Raw genomic sequence first — 13,151 nt, 5'->3', positions numbered from 1 at the left:
TCTACATCACTTTAAAAAAGTGAAAATGAAATATGTTCAATTAAACCCAGAAGGCAATTTTGACCTGTGGGACATTGAGAAAATAAGGGAGTTGAATGATGAAAGTGGGATTGGTGATTCTTTGGGGCAAAAACTCCTTTATGAAAATGGGACTTCGCGGCTTTGGGACATAACTTTATGGCCCAAACAGCGAATCCCTTTTCGGAAACACCGTTTTCCATGCAGCTTTGTTTGTCTCACTTCCGGTTTAGCCATATCCCGATGTAAAAGTGGAAAAATACAACTCATTCAGATTGAGAAAGGAGACACCGAATACATGGAGCCTGATGATGCAAATCATATCCACGATTTAGAAAACATTGGAGATTCAGTTCTAAAAATGTACGTCCTGGAATTTCGATATCAATCAGAAGTAAAAATCCAGTTAAATCATTAGAATTTAGGAAAAACTACATGCCAGTTTAGTAACTTCATGGCATGAAAGTTATCAGTACCAATTTGGCCAAGCCCGTTTTCTTTCAATGGAACGGCGAGACACATTCCACAGGTATTTTCAAATATCCCGTTGACCAAGCATTAACCTTGCAGGAAGAAATTGTTGAAGATGATACCATTGCCGACCGAAGAGTTCACGGGGGAATCTTTAAGGCATGTTATTTGTTTTCTTCCGATGCTTACCCCTACTGGAAGGAAAAATATCCCAATTTGGATTGGGACTGGGGCATGTTTGGAGAAAACTTGACCGTTGAGGGACTTGATGAATCGAAATTACAGATAGGCAACGTATACCGATTGGGTACTGCCTTGGTCCAAATAACGCAACCCCGGGAACCATGCTATAAACTGGGGTTCAGATTTGGCAATCAAGATATTTTAGGACAATTTATTGAACATGCCCACCCAGGTACTTACGTTCGCGTACTGGAAACAGGCCAAGTAAAGAACGGTGACAAACTGGAACTTGTTGAAAAATCTGATAGTCCCCTGACCGTAAAACAGTTTTATGGATTACTGTTTGCTCGTAAAAAAGATACGGAGTTGGTAAAACTGGCCATTGACAACGAAGCCCTACCTTTAAGAAAAAGAGAGAAACTAAAAAAGTTTCTAAAATAAGAAAAGCCCCGTTTGGGGCTTTTCAAACTGAAATTAACTAAACAACTATTTTATATTCATAGTTTCTTTATACGTACCCAATTTGTCCACCACAACTACAGTGTACTCATCTTCATAAGCTTTTTCGAAATTAAAGGCCTTTTCAACAACAACTTCTCCTTCAATTTTCTCACTGTAGACCAGGCGGTTTTCACTATCATATACCTCTAGTAATACAATACCTTGGGTCAAGTTCAACAAGTTCAACATTAGCTTGTCGCCCTTTTTCACAAAAACAGGATCCAACGTAACTTCAATCAAGCTTTTCTCAACTTCTGCCTTTGCTGTTCCTTTTTTACCAAACCTTGATGCTGGTCCATTAGCCAATCCCATTACGGATATCATTAAGAATCCAGCTACTGTAAACGATTTTAGAATTGATTTCATAACGTTTCGCTTTTTTAAGATTACAAGACAAAACTACTTTGGAACTTCATGCAAAAACACAACCATTTTTTCAGATATCTATGCAATTTTAACCTAGTTGATGTGTTAACAAAGTATTAATGATAAAATAGCATAGTTTTTTGGTAATTTTGCATAGATTATCTATTCAACCAACATATACTTTTATACTATGAAAGGAAAAATGGGGACGGTATTACAAAAGCCTGCTTTTGAAGCAATTGCACCAAGTTTTGGGCACTCTTTTACATATCAAAAGTTTAGCGCTAATAAGGAAAATAAGAACAATGGGTGGCACTATCATCCAGAGTTGGAATTGGTATATATTAACGGTGGGTCCGGAAAAAGGCAAATAGGGAGTCATGTTTCCTATTTTAGGGAGGGAGATCTTATTTTGATAGGTTCAAACCTACCACATTGTGGATTTACGGATAAATTGACCGGAAATAAGAGCGAAACCCTCGTTCAAATGAAATACGATTTCCTGGGAAGTGATTTTTTTGATATTCCGGAAATGAAAAACATTCAAAAACTGTTTGAGGTGGCCAAGGGAGGCATTGCTTTTCATGGTAAGACAAAGATGAAAGTTGGTGAAAAAATGGAAATTTTGGAATATCAGACGGATTTTCAACGTCTGCTATCTATTTTAAACATTCTGAATCTACTGGCAACTTCTGATGATATGCGTGTACTGAACGCTGAGGGTTTTTCTATGGAAACCGAAATAAAGGACAACGACCGCATTAACTTAGTGTTCAACCATGTGAAAGCTCATTTTAAGGAAGAGATCACATTAGATGAAATTGCGGATATTGTAAGCATGACGGTTCCTTCGTTCTGCAGATATTTCAAAAAAATAACCAACAAGACCTTTACCCAATTTGTAAACGAGTATCGATTGGTGCATGCATCCAAGTTATTGGCCGAACAACCTATAAGTATTACCCAGGTTTGCTATGAAAGTGGTTTCAACAATTTTTCACATTTCAACAAATCCTTCAAAGCATTTACTGGGCAGAATCCATCTGAATACAGAAACCAGCTAAAGGCGGTACTTCAATAGCTATGCAACTCTTCAGTGAGAAGCAAAACTTAGGGCTACCGGATAGTGATATTTGGTACTACCCTAATTTTTTGAGCGAAAAAAAGGCAAATCAGTACTTTGATGTTCTTAGGAAAGATACCCCTTGGCAACAAGATGATATCAAAGTATTTGGTAAGGTATATGCACAGCCTAGATTAACAGCTCTTTATTCCAACAACGGAAAAAATTATTCCTATTCGAACATTACCATGGAATCTCTCGCTTTTACCGATGAATTGAAATCGCTTAAAGGTCTAGTGGACAAAGAAGCAAACATTGAATTCACCACCTGTCTTTTAAATTTATATCGGGATGGGAAGGATAGCAATGGCTGGCATGCAGATGATGAAAAAGAACTTGGAAAAAATCCTATCATTGCCTCTCTTTCATTGGGTGCTGAACGATATTTCCATTTACGGCACAAATCAGACAAAACCTTGAAGTATAAAATATTGCTGGAACACGGAAGCCTACTATTGATGCGTGGAGAAACCCAACATTTTTGGCACCATCAAATTGCTAAAACAGCAAAAAATGTACGAGAACGTATCAACCTCACCTTTCGTATTATTAAGTAAAGCGTATTTTTGTGCTGCATGAAAAAGAATTTCTCCGAACGGGATATTGACCGTATCATCGAAATGGCATGGGAAGATAGGACTCCCTTTGAGGCCATAACTTATCAATTTGGAATTTCCGAACAAGAGACCATTGAGCTTATGCGTAGAGAAATGAAGCGTAGCAGCTTCAAAATGTGGAGAAAACGGGTTCAAGGCCGGACTACAAAACACTCCAAACTAAGAAGCGACGAGGTAGACCGTTTTAAGTGCAAAATGCAACGCCAAATAACCGGAAATAAAATTTCAAAAAGGTAGTGTAGCTTATTTCTGGTCAGAACCTTCTTTTTAAAGGAATCTTAAAGTTAAGAGTTCAAAAACATTTGGGATTTTTTTAACTAAGCTTCCCCTTAAATTTGCGCGACTAATTCAAACTAATCCATGTCAAAATCTTTTTTGATATTCTTTGCGCTTGCCTCACCTTTTCTGCTATTCGCCCAAAACTCCTCCAAAACATTTGTTGTTAAGTTCATTGACCAACCTATTCAAATTGATGGGATATTGGACGAAGACATTTGGGAAACAGCGGAAAGTGCAGAAGATTTCCAACAATACTTTCCTACAGATTCTATTTTGGCCATTCAGCAGACCGATATCAAAATGCTATATAGCAATACCACCTTATATATAGGTATAACTCTCAACGCGGAAGGTGACGACTATATAATTCCTTCATTGGAGCGTGACTACCGAGCGGGTGGCAATGACAACATCAGCTTGTTATTTGATACGTTTAACGACGGAACAAATGCCTTTTTATTCGGTATGAACCCCTATGGAGTAAGGAGGGAAGCCCTCATTTCCAATGGAGGGACCACATTGAGCGGGTTCACTACCTCATGGGATATTAAATGGCGAGGCGAAGCAAAGATTACAGACAATGGTTATGTGTGCGAAATGGCAATTCCCCTTACTTCATTTAAGTTTTCCCAAGGTGAGACAAAATGGCGGTTCAACAGCTATAGATTTGACATGCAGACCAATGAAACTAGCACTTGGGCGGAAATACCACAAAACCAATTCGTATTTAATCTCGCTTTCATGGGGGATATGGTATTTGAAAAACCACTAGGAAAATCTCGTACCCCATTGGCCCTGATACCCTATATAAATGGACTTGCGCAAAAAGATTTTGAAACCGATGAAAGTTTAAACAATGTGGCGTTTGGTGGGGACGCAAAAGTGGCTATTGGGAACGGCCTTAACCTTGATATCACGGTAAACCCTGATTTTTCCAATGTTCAGGTAGACGACATTTTTACCAACCTCACTCGATTTGAAATATCACTACCCGAAAGACGACAGTTTTTTATAGATAACAACGACCTTTTTGGAACCTTTGGTAGCGAAAGGGATGCAAATCCTTTTTTCTCCAGACGTATTGGAATTGCTGAAGATTTGGATGGTGAATCGGTGGAAAATGGTATCATAGGAGGGGTTCGTCTTAGTGGAAAGCTTAATGAGGACTGGCGTTTGGGTTTTTTGAACCTTCAGACGGAAGAGGATGTTGCCAATGAGATTCCCAGTAACAACAACACCGTTTTTGCCTTACAAAAGAAAATGTTTTCCCGCTCCAACCTCAGTTTCATATTTGTAAACAGGCAGACCTTTGGTGACTACGACTTCTTGGAGGAAACAGACCGTTACAATAGGGTTTTGGGTTTGGACTATAATCTTGCCTCATCAGATAACACATGGGTAGGTAAATTCTTTTATCATCAATCGTTTGCTCCTGAAATAGGTAATGAAAGCAGTTCAGCAGGTGCTGACCTCTTTTACAATTCAAGGCATATTAATTTTGGTCTTAGAAATTCTTATGTAGGTAATGATTTTCGCTCAGATCTTGGTTTTATCAGAAGAACGGATGTAATTATTACCAGACCCTTCATAGAGTGCAACTTTTGGCCAAAAAAAGGGAAAATAAACACGCATGGATTCCGTTTTTCGCCAAACTTTATCTGGAGACCAACTTTCGATTACCAGAATACGGATTATACCATTTTCAGTCGATGGGCAGCAGAGTTTAAAAACCAGTCACAGTTTGGCATTAGAATGTTCAATAGGTTCACTTTTTTGGACGAGCCTTTTGATCCAACGGGCACTGATGGCGCAGTTGAATTACCGGGAGATGTCGGTTATTACTACACCAGTTTTGAGTTTAACTTTGATTCAGATCCTAGAAAGGTTTTTTCCTACTCTGTTGAACCAGGTTATGGAGATTTCTTTAACGGTACCCGATTTTCGCTAGAAAGTTCCTTCAACCTAAGATTACAACCAAAGTTCTTTTTATCGCTAAACCTTAACTACGACCACATTGAGCTTCCGGACCCTTTCCCCGATGCGGACCTCTGGTTAGTGAGCCCACAAATTAATATTACTTTCAGCAAGTCCATTTTCTGGTCGAACACCATTCAATATAGTAATCAACAGGATAATCTTGGTATCAATTCAAGACTACAATGGCGTTTTGCTCCATTGTCAGATTTGTTCATTGTTTATAATGACAATTACTTCGTTGAAAGTTTTATGCCGAGAAACCGTTCCATAAATTTACGGCTCACCTATTGGTTGAACATTTAGACGCCTTGATTTTTCTATATTTGAAAAAACCAACAAGGAATGAATGAACTACCCTTTACCGAAGACACGATTATCTTCGGACTTCTTTGCCTTTGCCTAGGATTTGTCTTCTATACTTCTTCAATAAAAAAAGGTTTCTGGAAAAAATTCTATGCTATTGTTCCCACGGTCTTAATGTGCTATCTATTGCCTGCAATAATGGCCAGCACAGGTCTCATTAAAGAAGAGGCTTCCAATACCTATTATATCGCAAGTAGGTATTTGCTCCCAGCTGCATTGATATTGATGACTTTAAGTATTGACCTAAAGGCGATTTTTAATTTGGGACCTAAGGCACTCATTATGTTTTTCACGGGAACCCTGGGCATTGTAATAGGGGGACCACTAGCCATTTTAATTGTGTCTATTTTTTCGCCGGAAACGGTTGGCGGCGCTGGTTTTGATGCAGTTTGGCGAGGCTTGGCAACGATAGCAGGGAGCTGGATAGGCGGAAGTGCCAATCAAGCCGCCATGTTGGAGGTGTTTCAATACAATCCAAAAGAGTTTTCAAAAATGGTTTTGGTCGATATCGTTATGGCCAATCTATGGATGGCCATTTTATTGTTCGGAATAGGAAAAACAAAGAAAATAGATTCTTGGTTAAAAGCAGATACCTCATCCATTGAAGCTTTAAAAATCAAAGTCTCAGAACACACGGCCAGAATAGCCCGGGTAACTTCACTGCATGACTTTGTAATGATGTTGGCCTACGCTTTTGTCGGTGTCGGACTAGCTCATTTTATGGCTCATTATTTCGCAGAGTTCCTTGAAAACACTTTCGAAGTGGTCAGAAATAAGGAAAAGATTTTATCATCCCTAGGTTCCAAGTTCTTGTGGATGGTCGTTTTTGCCACAGTCATAGGTATTGGTCTTTCTTTTACAAAAGCCAAAAACTATGAAGGTGCTGGCGCAAGTAAAATAGGCGGCATGTTTATCTATATTCTAGTAGCCACCATCGGAATGAAAATGGACTTGAGCAGGGTTTTGGAGAACCCTGGTCTACTTGCTGTTGGTTTTATATGGATTTGCATTCACGCATTACTATTAATTTTTGTGGCCAAGCTTATAAAAGCCCCTTACTTTTTTATGGCTGTAGGAAGTCAGGCCAACGTAGGTGGGGCGGCATCAGCACCTGTGGTGGCGGCAGAATTTCACCCATCATTGACATCTGTAGGTATTCTACTTGCTGTGTTTGGTTATGTTGCAGGAACGGCAGGCGCCTACATCTGTGCTCTTCTCATGGAGGTGGCATCTCAAATGTAATCTGCCTTATATAGACAAGAAAAATTCAGGAATTATATGCATATTTGCCCCGCAAAAAAAGTTTTGATGAAACGTCTCTTATTATTATTTGTTTTAGGTGTGCTAGTTTGGTCTTGTAGTGAAGAAAAGAAGGCCAATATGACGGTTTCGGGCAATATTAAAGGCTTGAAAAAAGGCAAACTTTTCTTTCAGCAGTTTAAAGATTCATCCCTTATCAATTTAGATTCTATTGAAATCAAAGGAGATGGCACTTTTTCTTTTTCTCATTATTTAGAAAGTCCAGAAGTACTATATCTGTATCTTGACAAAGAGGACAACAATGATATCAACGATCGTATTGTATTTTTTGGAGAGCCTGGAGAAATCGTAATAAACACCTCTTGGAAGACTTTTGATTTAAGTCCAGAGATTTCAGGATCTAAAAGCCATGAAAAATGGGAAGAATTCAAAGAAATGATTTCTCAATTCAATATAAAGGAATTGGAATTGACAAAAAAGACAATTGATGAAGGAGTAAAAAAGGACTCTCTGGCGGTGGATTCAATTCAGCAATTAATTCGTAAAAACATAATTAGTCGTTACAGGTATGCCCTAAATTTTGGGTTGACCAATGCCAACTCTTATGCTACACCTTATATAATGATGACCGAAGCGGCTGAGGCCAATCCGAAATATTTGGATTCTATTTACAACCAGCTAACTTCAGAGGTTTTGGAATCGAAGTATGGAAAAGAGTTTAAGGAATTCTTGGGAAAAGAATGAGTTAATCAGAGAGTTTATTTAGCTCTTCAACAAGTTCTGTAGCTTTAACTTCCAGTTGCGACCTTATATCCTTGAAATGGATCTTTTTATCGTCCACCTCTTTCTGGTGTATTTTGGACATTAACTCATCAAAGGCCATAATAGCCTTATCTATAATATCACTACCCTCTTTTGAGTTTTTGTTGTCCGAACCTGCTTCCCAAATGTAAACTGCCTCTATTATATCTCCCAGCACAAAGTTTACATCTTTCTTTAAGTCGCGAATACTAGCCATGCCTCGTTTTTTTCAAAGGTACTATTAAATGCTTACTTCTAAAAGTGTTGCTTTATCTGTCTCAATCGTAACGGAATCGCTACTTGCAGGAACTAATACGGTCTCACCTCTTTTTAACATGGTTCTTCCAGTTCCATTGTCAATATTGGCTTTCCCCCCAACGCACATATAGATGGTGAATGAATCCCTAGTAGATAAATCAACTTGCATTTTCTTGTCAATATTCAAATAATTGGTCTTAAAATAAGGGGAATCCACCATTTGATTATGTGCATTCTTTTGATTTGGATACATCACCTTGAAATCGTCTTTTTTTTCGTAATCCATTGCATCCAGTGCCAATTCCGTATGAAGCTCCCTTAGGTTTCCGTCCTTGTCTCTTCTATTGAAATCAAATACCCTATAGGTTACATCGGAAGTCTGCTGAATTTCGGCAAGCATGACACCAGCTCCAATGGCATGTATCTTGCCTGTATTTATAAAAAAAGTATCACCTTCCTTTACTTCTTCATAATTCATCAAATCCAAAAGGGTATTTTCCTCCAAGCTTTTTACATACTCTTCTTTTTCCACTGACTTGTTGAAACCCACTATAAGTTGGGCACCAGGGTCGGCATCCATTATATACCACATTTCTGTCTTCCCGAAAGAGTTATGCCTTTCCTTTGCTAGGTCATCATTTGGATGCAACTGAATGGAAAGGTCTTTTTTAGCATCAATGAACTTAATCAAGATAGGAAAATCCAACCCAAAACGTTCTACCACACTTTCTCCTAAAAGATTCTTTCCTTGCTTTTGAATGAGTTCACTAAGTGATGCTCCCTTTAGCGGTCCTTCAGCAACTATTGAAATATCTCCATCAACACCTGAAAGTTCCCAGCTTTCTCCAGTAATTTCACTTTGAATGGGTTTTCCTAAAACGTCTTTCAACTTGGTTCCTCCCCATAGCCTCTCTTTGAGAATAGGTTCAAATTTTAACGGATAAAGCATTGCTAGCCTGAATAGGTTACGAAGTTACGGGGTGTTTCATATAAAACAACCTCCAAATTTTTGCTATGTTCAATATGAGGTCTCAGTTTGTTCCATATAACCACTGCAATGTTTTCTGCTGTAGGATTTAGGTTTTTAAAATCAGAAACATCCTCATTTAAATTCTTATGGTCAAACTGATCTTCAACATGTTCCTTAATCAAATCCTTAAGTACTTTCATGTCCATAACATAGCCAGTGATGGGATTTATTTCTCCCTCTACACTGACAATCAAATCATAGTTATGCCCGTGGTACCTTGGATTGTTACATTTTCCAAAAACCGCTTCATTTTTTTCAAAACTCCAGTCTGGATTGTACAAACGATGGGCAGCATTAAAATGTGCTTTTCTACTGACTTTTACCATGAAGACTTTTCACTATGTTCAACAAGATAATCATAAAAGCGTTCAAAAATAATCTTGAACCACGCGGTATACTCTTCAGGATTTTCTGAGATGTCTTTTTTGATATCAGAGGGTTGCATCCATTTCCAACTGGCCACTTCTTTAGGATTGATATTGGGAACATCGTTGTAGTACCCAATCATAACGTGATCCAGTTCATGTTCGGTGAGCCCATTGTCAAAAGGTGCTTTGTAAATGAATGAGAACAGTTCCTTAAGATCCACGGAGAAACCCATCTCTTCCTGCAACCTACGTTTCCCAGCTTCTATATTGGTTTCACCTTCCCGTTGATGACTACAACAGGTGTTGGTCCATAAAAGTGGAGAATGGTATTTGTCCGCCGCTCTTTGTTGCAGCATGATTTCCCCTGCTTCATTCACTATAAAAACCGAAAAAGCTCTGTGTAACACAGCTTTTTCATGGGCTTCCATTTTAGGCATTAAACCTATGGGTTGGTCATCTTCATTGACCAATATCACATTTTCTTCTTTCATGAAACAAAAATAGTGTGTTTACAAGAATTCTTCTTGGCCTATATTCTAAATATTAAGTAAAAAGTGAAGATTAGAAGAAGCGTGGAGACTTTAAGTTACTCACGTTGCGAATAAAATCATAACGAAGAATAATCTCAAATGATCCATCATTAAATGTAGTGGCACCTAAATCGGTTATTTCCCTATCATACGCCAAACCAATGAGCATTTCATCAGAAATACGAAACCCAAAAAGACCACTAAAGGCCGCATCCCATCTATAGGCAACACCTCCAATAAACTTCTCATTGAACATGAAATTAGCGGAAAGATCTACCTGTAACGGGGCCCCTTGTACCAATTTGGTCAATACTGTAGGCTTAAACTTTAAAAATGGATTAATATCGTACACATAACCTGTAATGAAATACCAATTTATCTGCTCCCTGGCTGTGGATACTGAGGATTCATCAAAGTGGGTGGTTTCCAAAATTCTTGGAGCGGAAAAACCAGCATAAAAATTGTCTGTGTGATAGTATACCCCGGCTCCGATATTGGGAGAGAACCGATTTCTAATATCCTGTTGAGCTTGTAGTTGTGGGTCAATTTCAAATTCATCCAGTTCTGAAAATCGAATGTCCAACATATGGGCACTTGCTTTTAACCCAAAACTAAGCTTTGCATCAAAAGATGTCTGAATGGTATATGAAAAGTCAACATCAAAATAGGTCTCAGAAGTTGGTCCAATTTTATCATTTACTATGGATATCCCCAAGCCTACTCCTCTGTATCCCATCGGGGTGTGTAAATTGAGTGTCTGCGTCTCTGGAGCCCCATCCAAACCAACCCACTGATTTCTATATAGGGCTGCAATACTCAAATGGCCTCGTGAACCTGCATAAGCAGGATTTACACTCACTGTATTGTACATATATTGGGTATACTGTGCATCCTGTTGAGCAAATACATGAGTGGTTGCAAGCAAAACACAACTCAGAAACAATCCAAGAATTAACTTTCCTCTATTTTTCTGCACTATCATCATTTCTTTAACGGTTAATGTATAAGTAACCTGAGAGTTGTTTCATACTTCCGTTTTGGTCTTCATAATCCACAATGTAGAAATAGGTTCCTACAGGTAATTTGTTGTCCTTGTCAACTGTTACCCTACCTGTAGAGGTACCATCGAAGGTATTCGTATTATTATCGTATCCCCGCGTCTGGAATACTAGAACACCCCACCTATTATAAATCTTAACTGTATTGTTTGGGAAATTTTCAATTCCTCTTATGGTCAACACATCGTGTACTGTATCTCCATTAGGAGTGATTACATTAATTACATCTGGTACGTCGTCTTCTGTAGGCCCTAAATCGGGGTCTAGGTAATTGGGTATGCCATCATTGTCGGAATCGTCATTTACATAGCTACCATCCAAATTCAAGTCTTCATCCGCGGTAGCAATACCATCGTCATCATCGTCGGTGTCTCGGTAATCCACTTCGCCATCAGTATCCGTATCGGGCAGGTCGTTTAATGGGTCATTGATTTCATCATTGATATCGGAATCATCCAGTCTACCTCCTTCATAACCATCATCCAGACCATCTCCATCAGTATCAGTGCCCGCAAAATTTACATCTGCCACACCATCCTGATTAAAATCATGTCCCTCAATATTGTCAGGGATGTTATCACCGTCACTATCATCATCTACATAGTCCGGCAGGCCATCAACATCGGTATCCACAGGTATCAGACCTATGTTTGCTCCGTTTTCATAAGCATCATCAACCCCGTTTGCATTAGCATCCACCAAACTAGGTGGTATATATCCTACTGTGCTTTGTGCCTCTACGTTATCGGGAATACCATCATTATCGCTATCAATATCCAAATAGTCAGGTATACCATCACTATCAGAGTCTGTTGGGTCAGTTGAAGGATCGTTATCCAAATCTGCATTTAAATCTTCGAAACTATCGAGAATACCATCTCCATCAGTATCTAAATTAGAACCTGGGGGCGTCACGGTTACCGTTACAGTTGCTGTACTGCAATTACCATTTAAATCACATATGGTGTATTGGAATGTATCCGTCCCTACAAACCGAGTATTGGGCACATAAGTTACCGTATCATCACTAGGATCTGAAGGAGTGCCATTGGTATTAAGATTAGCTGTACCGTTGGCTGGTATTGTCACGGTTAGGGATCCTGACGAATGTACATCATTGTCATTGGCCAATATGTCAATTTCGATGGAAGTATCCTGTAAAACGACAACTGAATCATCAAAAGCATCAACAATGGGTAATACATCTACATTAACCGTCGCAGTGCTGCAATCACCTAATGAATTACAAACCGTGTAATCAAATGTATCAGCACCATTGAAATCGGGATTTGGTATATAGGTTACGATGTCATCCGTAGGGTCATTTATAGTTCCATTGGTATCTATAGTAATCGAACCATTAGCTGGTGCCGTAGTCGTTAAAGTTCCCGTAGAAGGTAAGTCGGAATCATTATCAAAAATTGGTACAATCACCATGGTATCTTCATCCACGGTCACAAAATCATCAACCAATGTTGCTGCTTGGCTAATACAAACTACAGTAAAACGCGGTAAAGCGCTACTATTTCCGGCTTTTGTGATTGTGGCTACATATCGCTCTACAGAAGTAGTACTTGTAACCACAGGGCGGGTTTGGTCGCCACTGACTGTAGGATTCCAATTAATAGTGGCTCCTGAAGGCACACTAGCTGAAATATCTAAAGTAACTTGATTATCCGGAGCTCTACAATCCGTAAGTATAAAATATCCCGTTGCGTTCGACTCACAAAGTGTACCATCATAGGTGGCAAAGTATACACCGGGCTGAGTGGCTTCATAAAATGAGTTTGTACTTAAAACCGTACCCAAATCCGAAGCCTCAAACCATTGATAGTTAGTTTCATCACCACCAGAAGGGGCTTGAAGTAAAAATTGTGCGTGGGAGGAGTTCATCCCAAATATCAGGATAAGCAACCCTATGAATAAAGACTTGTATATGTTATTTGAA

15 protein-coding genes are annotated in these 13,151 nt (G+C 38.9%); 8 read left to right on the top strand and 7 right to left on the bottom strand.

The features are described 5' to 3' along the window. Nucleotides 1-25: 25 nt before the first annotated feature. Complete coding sequence (locus CLV81_RS20025) at nt 26-436, top strand: hypothetical protein (RefSeq protein WP_106147961.1); 411 nt, start codon at nt 26-28, stop codon at nt 434-436. Nucleotides 437-477: 41 nt separating this feature from the next. Then, nucleotides 478-1,113: an MOSC domain-containing protein gene (locus tag CLV81_RS20020; protein ID WP_106147959.1), complete on the top strand. Its 636-nt coding sequence runs from the start codon at nt 478-480 to the stop codon at nt 1,111-1,113. Nucleotides 1,114-1,158: 45 nt separating this feature from the next. Here CLV81_RS20020 and CLV81_RS20015 read toward each other — a convergent pair whose 3' ends face one another. After that, nucleotides 1,159-1,539 carry a hypothetical protein gene (locus CLV81_RS20015; RefSeq protein ID WP_106147957.1) on the bottom strand — a complete coding sequence of 127 codons (381 nt, stop codon included), beginning with the start codon at nt 1,537-1,539 and terminating at the stop codon, nt 1,159-1,161. A 190-nt stretch (nt 1,540-1,729) separates the two neighbouring features. Between CLV81_RS20015 and CLV81_RS20010 the strand changes: the two genes are divergently transcribed. The 6 genes from CLV81_RS20010 to CLV81_RS19985 all read left to right on the top strand — a co-directional run bounded on the left by CLV81_RS20010 (nt 1,730) and on the right by CLV81_RS19985 (nt 7,902). Further along, nucleotides 1,730-2,620, top strand: a complete 891-nt coding sequence (locus CLV81_RS20010; protein ID WP_245912116.1) for an AraC family transcriptional regulator — start codon at nt 1,730-1,732, stop codon at nt 2,618-2,620. Between the two features lie 2 nt (nt 2,621-2,622). Then, nucleotides 2,623-3,219 (top strand): alpha-ketoglutarate-dependent dioxygenase AlkB family protein, encoded by a 597-nt coding sequence (locus tag CLV81_RS20005; protein WP_106147954.1) that lies wholly within the window; start codon nt 2,623-2,625, stop codon nt 3,217-3,219. An 18-nt stretch (nt 3,220-3,237) separates the two neighbouring features. Continuing rightward, nucleotides 3,238-3,516 (top strand): TIGR03643 family protein, encoded by a 279-nt coding sequence (locus CLV81_RS20000; protein ID WP_106147953.1) that lies wholly within the window; start codon nt 3,238-3,240, stop codon nt 3,514-3,516. Between the two features lie 123 nt (nt 3,517-3,639). Then, nucleotides 3,640-5,838 carry a DUF5916 domain-containing protein gene (locus tag CLV81_RS19995; RefSeq protein ID WP_106147951.1) on the top strand — a complete coding sequence of 733 codons (2,199 nt, stop codon included), beginning with the start codon at nt 3,640-3,642 and terminating at the stop codon, nt 5,836-5,838. 39 nt (nt 5,839-5,877) lie between these two features. Then, nucleotides 5,878-7,140: a DUF819 family protein gene (locus tag CLV81_RS19990; protein ID WP_106147949.1), complete on the top strand. Its 1,263-nt coding sequence runs from the start codon at nt 5,878-5,880 to the stop codon at nt 7,138-7,140. Between the two features lie 66 nt (nt 7,141-7,206). Continuing rightward, nucleotides 7,207-7,902: a DUF4369 domain-containing protein gene (locus tag CLV81_RS19985; RefSeq protein WP_170068345.1), complete on the top strand. Its 696-nt coding sequence runs from the start codon at nt 7,207-7,209 to the stop codon at nt 7,900-7,902. A 1-nt stretch (nt 7,903) separates the two neighbouring features. Here CLV81_RS19985 and CLV81_RS19980 read toward each other — a convergent pair whose 3' ends face one another. The 6 genes from CLV81_RS19980 to CLV81_RS19955 form a co-directional block, all read right to left on the bottom strand. Then, a complete protein-coding gene (locus tag CLV81_RS19980) occupies nt 7,904-8,176 on the bottom strand; it encodes a hypothetical protein (RefSeq protein ID WP_106147947.1) in 273 nt (90 codons plus the stop codon). 24 nt (nt 8,177-8,200) lie between these two features. Next, the gene (locus CLV81_RS19975) at nt 8,201-9,166 is read right to left on the bottom strand and encodes a type I phosphomannose isomerase catalytic subunit (protein WP_106147945.1); all 966 of its coding nucleotides are present in this window, start codon (nt 9,164-9,166) and stop codon (nt 8,201-8,203) included. Between the two features lie 2 nt (nt 9,167-9,168). Beyond that, the gene (locus CLV81_RS19970) at nt 9,169-9,573 is read right to left on the bottom strand and encodes a 6-pyruvoyl trahydropterin synthase family protein (protein WP_106147944.1); all 405 of its coding nucleotides are present in this window, start codon (nt 9,571-9,573) and stop codon (nt 9,169-9,171) included. Further along, nucleotides 9,567-10,106: an isopentenyl-diphosphate Delta-isomerase gene (gene idi, locus CLV81_RS19965; protein WP_106147942.1), complete on the bottom strand. Its 540-nt coding sequence runs from the start codon at nt 10,104-10,106 to the stop codon at nt 9,567-9,569. Before idi ends, CLV81_RS19970 begins: the two co-directional genes overlap by 7 nt. Before the next feature lie 70 nt (nt 10,107-10,176). After that, complete coding sequence (locus tag CLV81_RS19960) at nt 10,177-11,130, bottom strand: PorP/SprF family type IX secretion system membrane protein (protein ID WP_245912114.1); 954 nt, start codon at nt 11,128-11,130, stop codon at nt 10,177-10,179. Nucleotides 11,131-11,134: 4 nt separating this feature from the next. After that, nucleotides 11,135-13,096, bottom strand: a complete 1,962-nt coding sequence (locus tag CLV81_RS19955) for an Ig-like domain-containing protein (RefSeq protein ID WP_106147938.1) — start codon at nt 13,094-13,096, stop codon at nt 11,135-11,137. Between the last annotated feature and the right edge of the window lie 55 nt (nt 13,097-13,151).

This window comes from Flagellimonas meridianipacifica (genome assembly GCF_003001695.1).
Taxonomy (GTDB): domain Bacteria; phylum Bacteroidota; class Bacteroidia; order Flavobacteriales; family Flavobacteriaceae; genus Flagellimonas; species Flagellimonas meridianipacifica.
This window is presented reverse-complemented; position numbering and strand designations above follow the sequence as displayed.